General features: G+C 51.5%; 13 protein-coding genes and 6 tRNA genes. 7 read left to right on the top strand and 12 right to left on the bottom strand.

Annotated features, from left to right (window positions below):
* Positions 1–3: 3 nt before the first annotated feature.
* Positions 4–1,416 carry an FAD-dependent oxidoreductase gene (locus tag ABC502_RS05490; protein WP_345915163.1) on the top strand — a complete coding sequence of 471 codons (1,413 nt, stop codon included), beginning with the start codon at positions 4–6 and terminating at the stop codon, positions 1,414–1,416.
* An 84-nt stretch (positions 1,417–1,500) separates the two neighbouring features.
* A complete protein-coding gene (locus tag ABC502_RS05485) occupies positions 1,501–1,674 on the top strand; it encodes a hypothetical protein (RefSeq protein ID WP_345915162.1) in 174 nt (57 codons plus the stop codon).
* 23 nt (positions 1,675–1,697) lie between these two features.
* Here the strand turns inward: ABC502_RS05485 and ABC502_RS05480 are convergent, their stop codons facing one another.
* A complete protein-coding gene (locus ABC502_RS05480) occupies positions 1,698–3,728 on the bottom strand; it encodes a fused MFS/spermidine synthase (protein ID WP_345915161.1) in 2,031 nt (676 codons plus the stop codon).
* Positions 3,729–3,893: 165 nt separating this feature from the next.
* Here ABC502_RS05480 and ABC502_RS05475 point away from each other — a divergent pair, with 165 nt between their 5' ends.
* Both ABC502_RS05475 and ABC502_RS05470 read left to right on the top strand, forming a co-directional pair.
* Positions 3,894–5,345, top strand: coding sequence for a TIGR00366 family protein (locus ABC502_RS05475; protein ID WP_330086039.1), 1,452 nt, complete (start codon positions 3,894–3,896; stop codon positions 5,343–5,345).
* Entirely contained in the window at positions 5,342–6,199 is an 858-nt protein-coding gene (locus ABC502_RS05470; protein WP_345915160.1) for a PA4780 family RIO1-like protein kinase, read from the top strand. Before ABC502_RS05475 ends, ABC502_RS05470 begins: the two co-directional genes overlap by 4 nt.
* Positions 6,200–6,295: 96 nt before the next feature.
* On the opposite strand, the gene ABC502_RS05465 is transcribed toward ABC502_RS05470, so the two are convergent.
* The 8 genes from ABC502_RS05465 to dnaQ all read right to left on the bottom strand — a co-directional run bounded on the left by ABC502_RS05465 (position 6,296) and on the right by dnaQ (position 9,251).
* Positions 6,296–6,386, bottom strand: a tRNA-Asp gene (locus ABC502_RS05465).
* 55 nt (positions 6,387–6,441) lie between these two features.
* Positions 6,442–6,531: transfer RNA gene (locus ABC502_RS05460), tRNA-Asp, on the bottom strand.
* A 61-nt stretch (positions 6,532–6,592) separates the two neighbouring features.
* A tRNA-Asp gene (locus tag ABC502_RS05455) sits at positions 6,593–6,669 on the bottom strand.
* 49 nt (positions 6,670–6,718) lie between these two features.
* A tRNA-Asp gene (locus ABC502_RS05450) sits at positions 6,719–6,795 on the bottom strand.
* A gap of 42 nt (positions 6,796–6,837) precedes the next feature.
* Positions 6,838–6,914: transfer RNA gene (locus ABC502_RS05445), tRNA-Asp, on the bottom strand.
* Between the two features lie 24 nt (positions 6,915–6,938).
* A tRNA-Asp gene (locus tag ABC502_RS05440) sits at positions 6,939–7,015 on the bottom strand.
* Positions 7,016–7,122: 107 nt separating this feature from the next.
* Positions 7,123–8,556: a TIGR03503 family protein gene (locus tag ABC502_RS05435; RefSeq protein WP_345915159.1), complete on the bottom strand. Its 1,434-nt coding sequence runs from the start codon at positions 8,554–8,556 to the stop codon at positions 7,123–7,125.
* Positions 8,541–9,251, bottom strand: a complete 711-nt coding sequence (gene dnaQ / locus ABC502_RS05430; protein ID WP_345915158.1) for a DNA polymerase III subunit epsilon — start codon at positions 9,249–9,251, stop codon at positions 8,541–8,543. Before dnaQ ends, ABC502_RS05435 begins: the two co-directional genes overlap by 16 nt.
* Before the next feature lie 101 nt (positions 9,252–9,352).
* Between dnaQ and rnhA the strand changes: the two genes are divergently transcribed.
* Positions 9,353–9,826, top strand: a complete 474-nt coding sequence (gene rnhA / locus ABC502_RS05425) for a ribonuclease HI (protein WP_345915157.1) — start codon at positions 9,353–9,355, stop codon at positions 9,824–9,826.
* 6 nt (positions 9,827–9,832) lie between these two features.
* Here the strand turns inward: rnhA and ABC502_RS05420 are convergent, their stop codons facing one another.
* Positions 9,833–10,384: a glutathione peroxidase gene (locus ABC502_RS05420; RefSeq protein ID WP_345915156.1), complete on the bottom strand. Its 552-nt coding sequence runs from the start codon at positions 10,382–10,384 to the stop codon at positions 9,833–9,835.
* Positions 10,385–10,558: 174 nt separating this feature from the next.
* Here ABC502_RS05420 and ABC502_RS05415 point away from each other — a divergent pair, with 174 nt between their 5' ends.
* Positions 10,559–13,516 (top strand): EAL domain-containing protein, encoded by a 2,958-nt coding sequence (locus ABC502_RS05415; protein ID WP_345915155.1) that lies wholly within the window; start codon positions 10,559–10,561, stop codon positions 13,514–13,516.
* A 63-nt stretch (positions 13,517–13,579) separates the two neighbouring features.
* Here ABC502_RS05415 and folE read toward each other — a convergent pair whose 3' ends face one another.
* Complete coding sequence (gene folE, locus ABC502_RS05410) at positions 13,580–14,227, bottom strand: GTP cyclohydrolase I FolE (protein ID WP_330086032.1); 648 nt, start codon at positions 14,225–14,227, stop codon at positions 13,580–13,582.
* 92 nt (positions 14,228–14,319) lie between these two features.
* Entirely contained in the window at positions 14,320–14,673 is a 354-nt protein-coding gene (locus ABC502_RS05405) for a DUF2750 domain-containing protein (RefSeq protein WP_330086031.1), read from the bottom strand.
* Between the two features lie 144 nt (positions 14,674–14,817).
* On the opposite strand from ABC502_RS05405, the gene ettA reads away from it, so the two are divergent.
* Positions 14,818–16,479, top strand: coding sequence for an energy-dependent translational throttle protein EttA (gene ettA / locus ABC502_RS05400; RefSeq protein WP_330086030.1), 1,662 nt, complete (start codon positions 14,818–14,820; stop codon positions 16,477–16,479).
* Positions 16,480–16,493 lie beyond the last annotated feature (14 nt).

The raw sequence follows: 16,493 nt of genomic DNA, 5'->3' as shown, positions 1-16,493 counted from the left end.
GTGATGGCGCAGAATGTTTATCAGTTTATTGATGTCGAGCGGATCGATCCGCCCAAGCGCTCCTTGCAGGAGCGCACTATAGAGTTTGTTGAGATTTACCAGCCAATGACCGATACCCAGGTAGCCGGTCAGGCCGATCGTTGCCTCGATTGCGGCAACCCTTACTGCGAATGGAAGTGCCCGGTGCACAACTACATCCCGCAGTGGCTGCAGCTGGCCCATGACGGCAAAATTATTGAAGCGGCCGAGCTGTCGCACAAAACCAACAGCTTGCCGGAAGTCTGTGGCCGGGTTTGCCCGCAAGACCGGCTGTGCGAAGGGGCCTGCACTCTGAATGAAGGCTTTGGTGCCGTTACCATTGGTAGCATCGAAAAGTACATTACCGATAAGGCCTTTGAAATGGGCTGGCGGCCGGATTTATCGGATGTGACCAAAACCGATAAAAAGGTCGCCATTGTCGGTGCCGGTCCGGCCGGATTGGCCTGTGCCGATGTGTTGATCCGAAATGGCGTCACGCCAGTGGTGTTTGACCGTAATCCGGAAATTGGTGGTCTGCTCACCTTCGGCATTCCGGCCTTTAAGCTGGAAAAAGAAGTGATGCAGCTACGCCGGCAGATCTTCAGCGAGATGGGCATTGAGTTTCGCTTAAACACCAGCATTGGCAGCGACGTCGCCTTTGACTCTCTGGTGCAGGAGTACGATGCGGTCTTTCTTGGGCTTGGCACCTACACGCCGATGAAAGGCGGCCTTGCCAACGAAGAAGCACCAGGGGTGCTGGAAGCCCTGCCCTTTTTGATTGGCAACACCAATCAGTTAATGGGCTGGCAGACCGAGCATCCGTTTGTCAGCATGGAAGGCAAGAAAGTGGTGGTGCTAGGCGGTGGCGATACCGCCATGGACTGCGTGCGTACCTCCATCCGTCAGGGCGCGCACCAAGTGATTTGTGCCTACCGGCGTGATGAAGCCAATATGCCGGGCTCGCGCAAAGAAGTGCAAAATGCCCGCGAGGAAGGCGTTGAGTTCCAGTTTAATCTGCAACCTCTGGGGATTGAGGTCGATCCGGCTGGCAATGCCTGCGGTGTGCGGGTGGTGCAAACCAAACTGGGCGAGCCGGATGCCAATGGCCGCCGCAGCCCAGAGCCAATTGCCGGCTCTGAGCAGGTGCTGGAAGCCGATGCCATCATCATTGCCTTTGGTTTTCAGCCAAGCCCACCAGCCTGGTTGCAGGACTACGGCATTGAGCTCGATAGCAAAGGCCGGGTCAAAGCCAGTGAGCAAAGCACCTATGCGCTGCAAACCAATCAGCACAAGATCTTCGCCGGCGGCGATATGGTGTTGGGCTCTGACTTAGTAGTCACCGCCATCGCCCAGGGCCGAAAAGCAGCCGAAGGCATACTGGATTATTTGCAGGTGTAGTTATAGCGAGGGATATACCATTGACATATCCCTTGCTTGATTTCTAAACTGACAAAAGCATCGCAACCCCAAGCGGAGGTCTGTATGGACTGGACAAACATCAATACAGCTGATGAACGCTGGGACTCATGGTTTGACGATGAAGGTGTTTCAGATGATTTTATGCCCAACCGTGAGCAACCGGAACATCAAGCAGTTCGAACAGGTACCCGGCATTCGCCTGACCAATTGGGTGGGCACCTGAACAGCCAATCCTAGCCAGACGGAGTGCCAGAAAGTAACTACTTCAACACACGCAGTAAATTGCTAAAATCATCCGTCCACTGAATAGCCGGGTTTAGCTGTGTCGGCCAATTGCCTACCGCCTGCTGAGTAGCTTCTTGCCGGATAAAGTCCTGATTCCTGGTGAGCAACACCCATTCGGTCGCCGCCGGGTTTTGGCTATCGGCCGGGGTGTGAAAAAACAGCGCGTCCAGCCCAAAGTGATGGGCGTGATTGCGCACCACTGAAGTCAAGTCCAGGTAGTTATTCGAGATATGCACTGCCAATACGCCATCGGCGCGCAGATGCTGCAGATAGAGTGCAAAGGCTTCGCGGGTGAGTAAATGCTGCGGGATAGCATCGCTGCTAAAGGCATCCAGCACCAGCACATCAAACTGCTGGCTGCCCTGTTGCTGCAGTTGCTGTTGCAGCACCAAGCGGCCATCGCCCAGCAACACCTCAACGGTCGCAGCGCTATCGGCCAGATAACTAAAGTGCTGCTGCGCCATGCGGATAACCGCCGGATTCAGCTCGTAAAACTGAATGCGATCCCCGGCCCTGCCATAGACAGCCAGAGTACCAGCCCCCAACCCAACCATACCAAAATGCCGGCCTGCGTTTTTCGTGCCATCCGATGTACTTAGTTGCGGTTGACGATACTGCAGCGCCAGCGCCACGCCGGTACCAGGCCGGTAGTAGCTCAGCGCCTGTTGTCGTTTATCCGCGGCCAGATACTGAGCACCATGACTGGTGGTGCCATCAATCAGAATGCGCTGTAACTCACCGGCCACTGGGATATCCCGCACCACCAGGCTACCGTAAAAATTACGCTCTTGATGCACGGTAAACTGGTTTAGCAGCAAGTGCAACCACATCGCCAACAGCACAAAACTTGCAGCGCCACTCAGCCAGGCAACTTTTCGCCACAGCGCCAGTTGACGCTGCCAGGGCAGCACTGCCAGCAGCAGGATAGCCAGCAAGACGACTGGGAATTCATGAAAATCGTTTAAAAGAGCCGGGGCTAACAGATTAACCGATAAGCCGCCTAACACACCGCCAAGTGCCATCGCCAGATAAAACCGGGTGAGCTGACTTGCAACGGGCTTTAATCGCGCCAACTCACCATGACAGAGCATACAGCCGCTAAACAGGATCAGCAGATACAAAGCCAGTTGCGAATAGAGATCAAACAAACGGCCAAAGTGGATCAGCACCAGCGCCAGCACCAGGCCAATACCAAACAGATACAACCAAAGTGCACGCTGATACCAGCGCTCGCGATTAAATACCAGAATAAAGCTCAGCAGGTAGAGCGCTAGCGGTACTACCCACAAAAATGGCACTGGCGGTACGTTTTGCGTCAGTTGCTGCGTCACAGCCAGCAATAACACCACCCCTGCGGCCGATAAACTGAGCCAATAACCCCACTGCCTGCTACTGGCAGCAGCAACAGCTTCAGAAGTAGTACTGGCCTTCGGCAACTGCCATCTAAGTAAGACCAATAGCAACAAGGCCAGGCCAGTAAAGCCCCACTGCCAGCCGAAAAACTGCAACGACAATGGCAGCCAGGGCTCAACGATAAAAGGGTAACCGAGCAAAGCCCCTAAGGAGCCGACATTGGATAAGGCGTACAGCCGGTAAGGCGAGCGCAGTGGAAAACGATCGGCAAACCAGCGCTGCACTAAAGGAGCACTTGCCGCTATCACCAACAACGGCAGACCAAATAAAAACAGTAGCCAGCTCAAAATACTGAGCAATGGATAAGCAGATGGCTCAGGCGTTGAGACGGCACTGCCAGCCCACCATAACCAAAGCAAGGCCAACAGCACCAGACAGCCGTGCACAGTCCGTTGCTGCTTTAATCTGAGCGTATCAGTCAGCCAATGGGCATAGCTGTAACCGGCCAGCAGCATCAGCTGAAAGAACAGCATGCAAGCAGTCCAGACCGCAGCGCCACCACCGTAATAGGGCAACAACCAACGCGCTGCCAACGGCTGGATCAAAAACAGCAACAGTGCACTGAGGAAAATAGTGACAGCAAATAAAGGCACAACAGCATCCGGCTGATATTACAAGGCGCTAAGCCTATCCAAAGCAGCCTTGCTGTGCAAGCTTGTCAAAGCACAACAAAAAGCCAACAAGCCCTTGGTTGCCTTTAGCGCATCAGGTAGACTTGGCGGGTTTGTATTCACAACCATAACGAAAAAGGTCTTTCCATGAAGAAAGCATTCAAGGTACCCCATACCCTCACCTTACTGTTTAGCATGATGATAGTGGCAATGATTGCCACCTGGATCGTGCCGCAAGGTTTTTTTGAAACGGCCCTGACCGATACCGGCCGCACGGTAGTCATCCCCGGTACTTATACCCTGGCTGAAGAGCGTGGCTTACTTACCCCCTGGCAACTGCTGACTGCAGTACCCCGCGCCTTTGCCGCTGCCCAGGATATTATTTTCTTTGTATTCATCGTTGGTGGCGTACTGGCTATCGCCCGAAAAACTGGTACTGTCGATGCGTTGATTGGTCGTTTGCTGGAAAAGCACAGTGACGCACCGCATAAATTGATTTTTATGGTGATCTTCTTTTTCTCACTGGCATCTGGCGCCATCGGCACTGCCGGTGAGTACATTCCCTTTGTACTGATTTTAGTGGCACTGTGCAAAGCGATGCGGCTCGATAGCATGACAGCGGTCGGTATGACTGTAGCAGGCTATGGTGTCGGCTATGGGGTGTCTGCTTTTAACCCCTTTACCGTGTTGATTGCTCAGGGTATTGCCGAAGTACCACCTTATTCCGGTATGTGGCTGCGCCTGGCGCTGATCCTGCCATTTTGTATTATTGCCTTCCATCATGTCTGGCGATACGCTCAGAAGGTCATTGCCGATCCAAACGCTTCCATGGTGGCCGACTTGCCCTGCCCGGTTGGTGATATCAGCAACAAGAACTACCCCAGCCTGAACAAGCGGCATCAACTGATCCTGGCAACTTTCCTGGTAACTATTGGCATTGCGATTTATGGTATTTCCCAGCACGGCTGGTATCTGTATGAACTGGGTGCTTGTTTTGTCGGCTGGGGTCTGCTGACCACCCTGATTGGCCGGCTAAGCTTTGACGAAGCCTCCGATAGCTTTATTGAAGGGGTCAAAGATTTAACCACCACCGCCGTACTGATTGGTATTGCCCGGGGTATCGCGCTGATTTTAGAAGATGGCCAGATCCTGCATAGCATCGTGCATGGGCTGTCGCTTCCACTGTCGCATGTGCCGGCTACCATTTCTGCTTTTGGTATGTTGGTGATTCAAACCATTTTAAACCTGTTTGTGCCCTCTGGCAGCGGCCAGGCCTTTGTGACCATGCCGCTGATGGCACCTTTAAGCGATTTAGTGGGCGTACCGCGCCAGGTGGCAGTGCTTGCCTATCAGTTTGGTGATGGTTTTTCCAATATGATCGTCCCCACCAATGCGGTTTTGATGGGCATTATTGGTATTGCCGGGGTGCCTTATGATCGCTGGTTCAAGTTCTGCATGCCACTGTTGTTAAAGTTAATGGCTGCAGCGACTGTAGTACTAATGCTGGCGGTGGTCTTCGGTTATGGTGCCGATGTACAGCCCGAAGTTGTACTTGCACCGGTGGAAGCAGTCACTGCCCTTACCTCAGGTTCTGAATGAAAACACCAAAACGCATTCAACCCCTGATCGATGAAGGTCTGGTTGATGAAGTAGTAAGGCCGCTGATGAGCGGTAAAGAAGCCGCAGTGTACATAGTTCGCTGCGGTCACAGGCTGCGCTGTGCAAAAGTCTATAAGGAAGCCAGCCAGCGCAGTTTTAAAAAAGCGGTGCAATACCAGGAAGGCCGTAAAGTCCGAAGCTCCAGACGGGCCCGGGCCATGGAAAAAGGCTCAGGGTTTGGCCGCAAGCAAGCCGAAGAAAGCTGGCAACATGCCGAGGTAGACGCTTTGTACAAGCTGTCAGATGCAGGAGTGCGCGTACCTACCCCCTACGGCTGTTTTGATGGTATTTTGCTGATGGAGTTGATTCTGGATGAAGACGGTGATGTCGCGCCGCGCTTAAATGATATTGAGCTAAGCGCCGAGCAAGCACGGCGTGATCATAAAGGCATGATGCAAGACATCCTGCGGATGCTGTCCGTCGGTTTGGTGCATGGTGACTTGTCTGAATTTAATGTGCTGCAAGCGCCAGAAGGCCCGGTCATTATCGATCTGCCCCAGGTGGTGGATGCCGCCGCCAATAACAATGCCCAATGGATGCTAGCGCGTGATGTTAACAACATCACTCAGTACTATGCGCAGTTTGCGCCTGAACTTGCAAACACCCAGTATGCTAAAGAAATCTGGGCTTTGTTTGAAGCCGGCAATCTGAACCCCGATACCGAGCTAACCGGAGTGTTTGATGAAGTTGAGCAAGCAGCAGATGTGGCTGGCGTGCTGGATGAGATCAATGCCGTATTCGAAGAAATGCAAGAACGAAAAGCCCGGCAACTGTCGGCAAAAGAACAGGATTAATTGATTATAACCGGTACCATCAATCTTGGTACCTGTCTCCCCTTCACTAGCTTACTCAAAGCGATTTAAAGTCAAAATTAAAGGGTGTAACAGAAGTGGCGGAGCGGACGGGACTCGAACCCGCGCCCCCCGGCGTGACAGGCCGCTAAGTTCGTAGCAAAAAGCTAACCAACTGAACTACCGCTCCGCGAAAAGCGAAAGCGATTTGGCCATAAGCTGGAAATTAAAGGGGTGTAAAGAAGTGGCGGAGCGGACGGGGCTCGAACCCGCGACCCCGGCGTGACAGGCCGCTAAGTTCGTAGCAAAAAGCTAACCAAATGAACTACCGCTCCGCGAAAAGCGAAAGCGAAAGCGATTTGGCCATAAGCTGGAAATTAAAGGGGTATAAAGAAGTGGCGGAGCGGACGGGGCTCGAACCCGCGACCCCCGGCGTGACAGGCCGGTATTCTAACCAACTGAACTACCGCTCCGCGAAAAGCGATCTGGCATCAAAGCCAACTAGTGTGATGTACAAATAAATGGCGGAGCGGACGGGGCTCGAACCCGCGACCCCCGGCGTGACAGGCCGGTATTCTAACCAACTGAACTACCGCTCCGCAGCGGTATACACCAACTAATGTTTTGCAACGGTCCGATAGTGGCGGAGCGGACGGGGCTCGAACCCGCGACCCCCGGCGTGACAGGCCGGTATTCTAACCAACTGAACTACCGCTCCGCTATCGGATGCTGCAAAAAGGTTTGGCGGAGCGGACGGGGCTCGAACCCGCGACCCCCGGCGTGACAGGCCGGTATTCTAACCAACTGAACTACCGCTCCAAACCAAGGTGCACTTCACATCATGTCAGGGATGTTGCAGTGCGGCGGGAATGATAAGGGTTCGGGTTTTCTGCGTCAACTCCTTTTTGGCCGCAATTGCGCAAAGCTTAATCATCCGGTAGCGATAAGTCGAGAATATCATCCAAATCGGCTTTTTTTGCCGCTGGGCCCTCACTTTTCCCTTCGCTGCCTTGGGTGTTTTCTTTATTCTTTGAGGCCGCAGTCGTTTTCTTTAATTTCGACGGCATCAAATCACGCCAGGATTTTCCGGTCAGCATAAAAAAGATAAATACTCCCCCAACCGCCAAAATCAAAACATTCACGGTGATAACCCAACCCCACGGGAATGTCTGTTGCTGCTGCTGTTGCAATCTGGCAGCTTCTTCGGCCAATATCTCCTCAGGTAAACGCTCCAACTCTGGTGCTAAAAAGGTCTCCAGATTGACAGAGAAATCGACATTCGGTAATGCCAGCATAAATTCACGACCATTTGCCAGCTCGCCAAAGGCCTCGGCTTCAACCATATAACTACCATAGCCACGATGTTCTAGCTGCAGGCGGTGCCCACCCTGTTCAGGCCGTTGCAAACTAAAGGTTTCGGTATCCCCATCGGGATAACGTATCCGACCTTGCAAAATCAACGAACGAGCTTTGACTTCAGGATCCACTACCACAAAGTTCAATTGATGAGAATCTTCGGTATGCTCTGCTTTTATCAATTCAGGCTTCACCGGTATTGGATGAATTAACACTGCCGCTTGTTCCACTTCCCGGGTGTACAGCGGTGTTTTCACCAGATACTTAGGAACCCATTCACCAGCCGCAAAATTCAGCTGGAATTCACCGGTAAAAACACCATCACGGGCACGCTCATCCAGACCTCGCCCATCATCCCTAAATTGGGCAACCTGGATAATACCCCGGCCAAAATTATCGTAATCCGGATTATTGGTGCTAATAAAAATCACTTCCAGTGTCAGAATCTCCCGAAAATCCCTGGCATTAATCGGTTCTCCGGCATTTTGTAACCGAGCCGTCACCTTGAGGGTTTCACCACTCATCAGATGCTCGGGCAAGGGATCGACATCCAGAATAATATCACTTAACACCATAATGCGACTTTCCGGCAAAATGCGCCCCAATGCTTGCCAGGGACCGGCCATTGGCTTTGGGATATGGATCAAGTCGTAGTTACGGCTGGCATGCCACTCTACATTCTGTGCTTCTGCATTGTGCAGATTGATCTTACTGCCATCAGGACGCACCAGAATAACCGCAGGCGATCCTGGTCGACGGAACATCAATAAGGTAATTTCGTCGACATCATTGTCAATGCGAAAACGATTATCAAACATGGCGATTTGATTGCGGGTTGGTAATTGCTGCAGCATTTCAAAACCAACATCAGGGAGAGCCTCTGCTACCACTTGTGGCAATGTCAGCTCCATCAGCTCCAATTGCTCAATATCAGGCTCTGGCTCTGCATTTAGCGATACCATAAAAAGCGTGAATAGCACTGCACAGATCATGCCTCTGGCCATAACAAGGCTCCTGATTTTTTAGCAATCACTTGTAGACGCTCCTGATGTGCCTGCAGCTCCTCGGCGCTGGCAGGAATGACTTTCAGTGCACCATTACGGCGGATCTGAACAGGTTGATTAAGATTTGTCGATTGATCCTGCTGCCGATCGGCGGATAAGTTAAGGCTGACCTGACCGCCCGTCATCCGCAAATAGACATCGGCCAGAATTTCCGCATCCAACAAAGCGCCGTGCAAGGTACGGTGACTGTTGTTGATATCGTAACGCCGACAAAGTGCATCCAGATTATTTTTCTGGCCAGGGTGTAAATCCCGCGCCAGCTTCAACGTATCCAAAATAGCGCAGTAACCAGCAACTGCAGGCAAGCTTGGCCGTAACATGCTGAATTCATGGTCAATAAAACCAACATCGAAGGCTGCATTGTGAATAACCAACTCAGCCCCCTGAATGTACTGGTAGAAATCCTGTGCAATGTCGCGAAACTTCGGTTCATGCATCAAGCGTTCATTGGTGATACCGTGTACTGCGATGGCTTCGGCTTCAATCTCACGCTCAGGGTTAATATATACATGGTAATTGTTGCCGGTAAAACGCCGGTTAATCAGCTCGACACAGCCAATCTCAATGATTCGGTGCCCTTCTTTCGGGTTGATGCCGGTTGTTTCTGTATCAAGTACTATCTGACGTTTTGCCATCTTTGGTTCCGCTGCCATCGCTTTTACGGTAAATTATAACAAGGAAGCCACTGCTCTGCGCTACTTGCCTGCTCAGCCAACTTATTTCGTAGGACATCTGTATGCAAAAAAACGTTACCATCTTTACAGATGGCTCTTGCCTTGGCAACCCTGGGCCTGGCGGCTACGGTATAGTGTTGCGCTACCAACAACATCAGAAAGAGTTAAGCGGCGGCTTTGTGCAAACCACCAACAATCGAATGGAGCTTCTGGCGGCTATTATCGCGCTGGAGACATTAAAAAAAGACTGCCAGGTAGACTTGTACACCGATAGCCAGTACGTACGGCTGGGTATCACCCAGTGGCTGGCAGGCTGGAAACGCAACAACTGGCGTACCAGCCAGAAAAAACCGGTGAAAAACCAGGATTTATGGCAGCGGCTGGATGCCGCCAGTCAACGTCATCATATCAACTGGCACTGGGTGAAAGGCCACTCTGGCCACCCTGAAAATGAACGCTGCGACCAACTCGCACGTGAAGCGGCAACGCACGGCGCTACCGCGGTTGATCAGGGGTTTACACTCAACCAGGAGTGATTAGACTTAGCCCCCCGAAGCCAATAGCTTTTCCAGTTCGGCAACAAAAGCTGGATCCGTGGGGCTAACCCGGCTGCCAAAGTGCAACACCGTTTGCTCATCGGCACTCACCAAATACTTGTTGAAGTTCCAGGACGGTTGCTCCCCGCTTTTATCAATCAAAGCACGAAACACAGGGTTGGCGTTGCGTCCTCGCACAGGAGTGGTTGAAAACATCGGAAATTCAACCCCGTAATCTAAATAACAAACCTCCGCAGTTCTGGCTTCATCGCTGTGTTCCTGCCGAAAGTCGTTGGAAGGAAAGCCCAAAACCACCAAGCCCTGCTCGCGATAGTTTTGATACAGCTGCTGCAAAGCATCAAACTGCGGAGTGAAACCACAACGACTGGCAGTATTCACTACCAGCAATGTTTTACCTTTGAATTCCGAACACAGATCCACGGTTTCTCGGGTATTCAGTTGCTGCATCGAATGACCTAACACAGCCCCACATTGGCTAGCCAGCAGTTGACCACTAAAAACAATGGCAGCAACTGCTACCCCAAATGATGCTTTCATCGGAAAACTCCATACCATTAGCGAACATAAAGTCTGAGTGATACGCGGCGGCTTTGCAACCGGATCGGCTTTTACAGCATTAAATGTTTGATTGGTCTACAATACAAAATAATGATCGCCCTAGCCTCCCATTAAGCACGATGCAACAGCGGCTTACTGACTAACCAAAGACTCATGAATACATTGCGCACCTTATCCCAGTTGAAGTACCACCCAGCTGCTCTTGCCATTTTAGTTGTAACTTTGTTGCTCAATGCTGCCTTTGTCTGGTACCTGGATGCTCAACGCACCAGCCGGCAGCAACTAACCAGTGCTCAGATGGCTCAGTCGTTTATCAATCAATTACAGCTGCGTTTTGAACGCAATATCACCGCGGCTTACGCCATTGCCGCAGGTATCAACCAATCCAACCAGGTTGACTTTACCGTCTACGCCAGCCAATTGCTAAATTATTACCCGGATATCCTAGCCATCTCATTGGCACCCGATGGTATTATTCGGCAGGTATATCCGCCGGAGACAAATGAAGCTTTGCTTGGTTTTGATATGTTTGCACACCCAGAACAAAGCCGGGAAGCAGTACAGGCCAAAGCCGCAGGAAAACTTCAAGTGAACGGCCCCTTTGCTTTGCTGCAAGGCGGGCATGGCGTGGTAGCTCGCTTGCCGCTCTTTGATGGCGGCAAGGATGCTTTTTGGGGCTTTATCAATGTCACTCTGTTACTTGATCCAATACTGGACAGCTTGCATCAGGATTACTTTGCAGACCGCAGGATCCATTATCGATTATGGCGTAATGGTACAGAGCAGCCACAAAAGACTATTCGACAACATCAGAACCTAACCACCCCTCAGCAACAATTCTCCATTGCCATGCCTGATACCTCCTGGCAACTGGCGATTTCCTATCAGCCCAGTTGGCAGGAGCGGCTTCCTTTTTGGCTTGAATTGTTATTTGGTTTGCTGTCGAGTCTGCTGCTGTATGGCTTCACCCTACTTTATTTGCAACTCAGACGTCAGCACCTGTTGCTAAGCCAGCAGGTTGCAGAGAAAACCAGTGAGCTACAACAAACCTTGCAGCGCTATCGCTCTTTTATTCAGGCATCCAATACCGGGGGCTGGGAGTACGACCATAACCGTCACTTCTTAAAATGCAGCCAGGAATACTTCAGTATGCTCGGCCGGAAACGACAGCATTATGATCAATCGGGACAGGAGAACCTGACAGCGACCTGGCTGGATTTACTGCACCCAGATGATGTTACGCCTGCCAGCCAGGCTTTTATTCATTATCTGCAGCAAGCCAATGGCATGTACGAGAATCAATTCCGTATGCGCCATCAAGACGGGCACTGGGTCTGGATTTTGTCACGTGGGCGAACCTTGCTTGATCACGATGGCAATCCGACAGCAATTACCGTGGGTACCCATATTGATATCAGCGCGCAAAAACAAACCGAGATGAAGCTGCGGCTGCTGGAGCAGTTGTTTGAGCAAAGCTCTGAAGGCATGCTGGTGACGGATCCAAACCACACCATTGTATTAATAAACAAAGCTTTTACCACCATCAGTGGCTACAGCAGCGCCGAAGCAGTGGGCCAAACACCCAAACTGCTCTCCTCTGGTAAGCACAACAAGGATTTTTACCAGGCAATGCAGCAAGCCATTCAGCGCCATGGTAATTGGCAGGGCGAGATTTGGAATCGTCGCAAAAATGGCGAGCTTTACCCGGAGTGGTTAAGCATTTCACAAATCAAAGATGCCAAAGGGCAACTCAGTCATTATGTGGCGCTGTTTAGCGATATTAGTAATTACAAGCAAGATCAGGAAAAGCTCAACTTACTTGCACATTTCGACTCCCTGACTCAGTTACCAAATCGCACTTTGCTGATTGACCGCACCGAGCAAGCGATACAACGAGCCAAGCGCATTGGCCAGCAAATTGCCATGCTGTTTATTGATTTGGATCGTTTTAAGAAGATCAATGATGCGCTTGGTCATGAAGTTGGCGACGAAGTTCTGGTGCAAGCAGCAAAGCGACTGCAGGCCATGACACGAAGTCAGGATACCCTGAGCCGCCTAAGCAGCGATGAGTTTATTTTATTACTGCCGGATACCAATCAGGAGGCTGCCGGCAGATTAGCGAAACGCATCCTTGAGAGCATGCAATCACCCTATCAGTTTGCCAAAGAGCCGCTGAGTATCTCAGCTTCGATCGGCATCGCTATTTACCCTAATGATGGCGACAACTTCTTTGAGCTAAACAAGCATGCTGATATCGCTATGTTTAAAGCCAAAGAAGATGGCCGCAATAAATACTGCTTTTTTACCGCAGGCATGCAAAGTCAATTCAACCGGCAATTGCAACTGGAAAACGCACTAAGGCATGCGATTGAACACAACCAGTTGCAGTTGGTCTATCAACCTCAGTTCTGCCTGCATCACAAGAAACTGAGTGGCTTTGAAGCCCTGCTGCGCTGGCAACATCCGGAACTGGGTTTTATCTCACCGGCAGAGTTCATTCCGGTGGCAGAGCACAGCGGTTTGATGATCCAATTGGGGGAGTGGGTATTGCAGCATGCCATCCAGCAGCAAAAGCGCTGGTACCAACAAGGTTATTCCGGGCTGGTAATGGCCATCAATTTATCACCGGTACAATTTCGTCAACCGGAGCTACTGACTATCATCAGTGCTCAACTGGAACTGGCCAAGCTTCCGCCCCATTGCATTGAGCTGGAAATTACTGAAAGTGCCATGGTAGAGGATGCCGAACAAGCCATCAAAACGGTGGATGCAATCCGGCACAAAGGCATCAGCATTGCCATTGATGATTTTGGCACTGGTTACTCCTCACTCAGTTATTTAAAGCGTTTTCAGTTAAACAAGCTGAAAATCGATCAGTCTTTTGTGCGTGAACTGTTAGAGAACCATGAAGACAGAGCCATCGTTACCGCCATTATTCGCATGGCGCAAAGCCTGGGGTTAAAAACCATTGCCGAAGGGGTGGAAACAGCCGAGCACCAAGGTTGGCTGCAACAACTGGGTTGTGATGAAATTCAGGGATATCACTATGGCCGCCCGATGTCGGCGGCAGAGGCAAGCCAATTTATCATCAAGCATCTATCTGACAGATAAGCCTGCCCTAAAAAGCAAAAAAGCCGACATAACATGCCGGCTTTAAACTGGAACAGCGATGAATTAGCTTAACCGTGAAAAAAACTCGGAGCGGGTACGGGCATCTTCGCGGAATGAGCCGCCAAGGGCTGTGGTTTGGGTTTTGGAGTTGGTGTCCATCACCCCTCGGGCTTTGACGCAGTAATGCACCGCTTCAATGCTAACCGCCACATTGTCGGTTTCCAGCAAGGTTTGCAGCGCTACCAGCACCTGCTCGGTTAAACGCTCCTGCACCTGAGGGCGCTGGGCAAAAAAGCGGACAATCCGATTAATTTTTGACAGACCAATCACTTTGTTGTCTGGGATATAAGCCACTGTGGCGGTGCCATCTATGGTAATGAAGTGATGCTCACAGGTACTGGAGACACTGATATCCCGTACCTTAATCATCTCTTTGACCTTCATTTTGTTGTCAATCTGAGTGACTTTGGGAAAATGACGGTAATCCAGCCCGGAGAAAATTTCATCGACATACATTTTGGCGATACGGTGCGGCGTTTCGGCCAGGCTGTCGTCGGCCAAGTCCAGCCCAAGGGTTTGCACTACCTCAGTCATTAGTGCTGAAATTTTCTGGTACTTCTGATCACGACTTAGGCCTGTCTCCAACATCGGAGTTTCCAGACCTTTTTTCTCAAGTGCGCTGCGAACGCGAATGGCTTCTTCAGATAACATAGCTTTTCCAAAACAGAGGGCAGTCAAACCCTTTATACAGTGGCGGCCTGCAGCTGGTTCAATCGGAACAGGTGCAGGCGCAGCACTACCACTTATTGTACCAGACGAAGCGCAGCCAGCAAAACAGTTGGCTCTACCTCAGGGCCGCTCAGCTCACTGTCCCAATTGGTGCCAATCAACAGGCCGTCGTCGTACATTTCTTTCAACCAGCCATCACAGAATACATCCAGCGGAATAGCCTCAGGCTGATAACTGGCCCATTCATCGCTGCAATGCGCTTTGGCATCGGCTTCAGAGGACCAGAATGGGATCACATCGGTTTCTTCGTATTCAACCGACTCTACCACCAGCAAATCTTCGCCTTCTGCCAGAGCATAGACCACGCCATTGGTTTTCGCGGCTTCGACAAACTGTTGATATTTCGGATCGTGTTGAGCTTCAGACATAAGACTTCACAAAGTTGGCTGCAATACCGTCTATTAGAACAGAAAGCAGGGGCAAAGTGCCAGTATTATTGGCGCGCCTTCGGCTTCACTGCGTGTATGAAATCACGTACAATCCCTGCAATTGCAACCAATGATGTGGACGCTATGGCACAGTACATTTACACCATGCATCGGGTCTCGAAAGTAGTCCCGCCGAAAAAAACCATTTTAAAAGATATTTCGTTGTCGTTTTTCCCTGGCGCCAAGATAGGCGTACTGGGTTTAAATGGCGCCGGTAAATCCACCCTGCTACGGATTATGGCTGGGGTAGATCAGGACTTTGAAGGCGAAGCCCGGCCACTGACCGGCACTAAAATTGGCTACTTGCCGCAGGAACCTCAGTTGGATACCAGTAAGACCGTGCGGGAAATTGTTGAAGAAGCGGTCGCGGATGTAAAACAGGCCTTCAGCCGGCTGGATGAAGTCTATGCCGCTTATGCCGATGAAAATGCCGATTTTGATGCGCTGGCCAAAGAGCAAGGCGAGCTGGAAGCTTTAATTCAGGCCAAAGACGGTCATAACCTTGATAATACGCTGGAGCGGGCAGCCGATGCGCTGCGTTTGCCCGCCTGGGACGCCAAGATTGAGCATTTGTCCGGTGGTGAGCGACGCCGGGTAGCTATTTGTCGCCTGCTGTTAGAGCGCCCGGATATGCTGCTACTCGACGAGCCAACCAACCACCTGGATGCCGAGTCCGTTGCCTGGCTGGAGCGCTTCCTGCACGATTACCCCGGCACTGTGGTAGCTATTACCCACGACCGTTATTTCCTCGACAATGTGGCGGGCTGGATTTTGGAGCTGGACCGTGGTTACGGCATTCCATGGGAAGGCAACTATTCTTCCTGGCTGGAGCAAAAAGAAGCCCGCCTGGCTCAGGAAGAACGCAGCGAGCAAGCCCGCCAGCGCTCCATCAAGCAGGAACTGGAATGGGTACGCACCAACCCGAAAGGCCGCCATGCCAAGAGTAAGGCGCGGATGGCCCGCTTTGAAGAGTTGCAAAATACCGACTTCCAAAAGCGCAATGAAACCAACGAGCTGTTTATTCCACCAGGCCCTCGCCTGGGAGATAAGGTATTGGAAGTCAGCCACCTGCGTAAGAGTTTTGGCGACAAGCTGCTAATTGAAGATTTAAGTTTCAGCATCCCGAAAGGCGCCATTGTCGGCATTATCGGCCCGAACGGGGCTGGTAAATCCACCCTGTTTAAGATGATCACCGGCTCCGAGCAACCGGACTCCGGCAGCATCGAGCTCGGCGATACCGTGCAGGTAGCGTCGGTTGAGCAGTTCCGTGACAGCATGAACGCCAAAAACACCGTTTGGCAGGAAATCTCCGATGGCCAGGACATTTTACAGATCGGCAATTTCCAGCTGCAAAGCCGGGCTTATGTCGGTCGCTTTAACTTTAAAGGCAACGATCAGCAAAAATTTATCGGCGACTTATCCGGTGGTGAGCGCAACCGGGTGCATCTGGCCAAGCTGCTGCGCGCTGGCGGCAACATGCTGCTGCTGGATGAGCCCACCAACGATCTGGACGTGGAAACGCTACGGGCTTTGGAAAACGCCTTGCTTGACTTCCCGGGCTGCGCCATGGTGATCTCGCACGATCGCTGGTTCCTGGACCGTATCGCCACCCATATTCTGGATTACCGCGATGAAGGTCAGGTTAATTTCTTTGAAGGCAACTACTCGGATTACGAAGCCTGGATGAAGGAAACGCTGGGTGCGCAGGCACTGGAGCCGCACCGCATCAAGTACAAGAAAATCTAAGCCATACCGGCACA

Source organism: Alkalimonas sp. NCh-2 (genome assembly GCF_039631345.1).
Lineage (GTDB): Bacteria > Pseudomonadota > Gammaproteobacteria > Enterobacterales > Alteromonadaceae > Alkalimonas > Alkalimonas mucilaginosa.
This window is presented reverse-complemented; position numbering and strand designations above follow the sequence as displayed.

What these genes read in the sequence shown, in the direction of transcription:
- rnhA (WP_345915157.1), top strand. Translation starts at nt 9,353, where the DNA reads ATGCAAAAAAACGTTACCATCTTTACAGATGGCTCTTGCCTTGGCAAC.
- ABC502_RS05420 (WP_345915156.1), bottom strand. Translation starts at nt 10,384, where the DNA reads ATGAAAGCATCATTTGGGGTAGCAGTTGCTGCCATTGTTTTTAGTGGT.
- ABC502_RS05475 (WP_330086039.1), top strand. Translation starts at nt 3,894, where the DNA reads ATGAAGAAAGCATTCAAGGTACCCCATACCCTCACCTTACTGTTTAGC.
- ABC502_RS05470 (WP_345915160.1), top strand. Translation starts at nt 5,342, where the DNA reads ATGAAAACACCAAAACGCATTCAACCCCTGATCGATGAAGGTCTGGTT.
- folE (WP_330086032.1), bottom strand. Translation starts at nt 14,227, where the DNA reads ATGTTATCTGAAGAAGCCATTCGCGTTCGCAGCGCACTTGAGAAAAAA.
- ABC502_RS05435 (WP_345915159.1), bottom strand. Translation starts at nt 8,556, where the DNA reads ATGGCCAGAGGCATGATCTGTGCAGTGCTATTCACGCTTTTTATGGTA.
- ABC502_RS05490 (WP_345915163.1), top strand. Translation starts at nt 4, where the DNA reads ATGGCGCAGAATGTTTATCAGTTTATTGATGTCGAGCGGATCGATCCG.
- ABC502_RS05415 (WP_345915155.1), top strand. Translation starts at nt 10,559, where the DNA reads ATGAATACATTGCGCACCTTATCCCAGTTGAAGTACCACCCAGCTGCT.
- dnaQ (WP_345915158.1), bottom strand. Translation starts at nt 9,251, where the DNA reads ATGGCAAAACGTCAGATAGTACTTGATACAGAAACAACCGGCATCAAC.
- ABC502_RS05405 (WP_330086031.1), bottom strand. Translation starts at nt 14,673, where the DNA reads ATGTCTGAAGCTCAACACGATCCGAAATATCAACAGTTTGTCGAAGCC.
- ettA (WP_330086030.1), top strand. Translation starts at nt 14,818, where the DNA reads ATGGCACAGTACATTTACACCATGCATCGGGTCTCGAAAGTAGTCCCG.
- ABC502_RS05485 (WP_345915162.1), top strand. Translation starts at nt 1,501, where the DNA reads ATGGACTGGACAAACATCAATACAGCTGATGAACGCTGGGACTCATGG.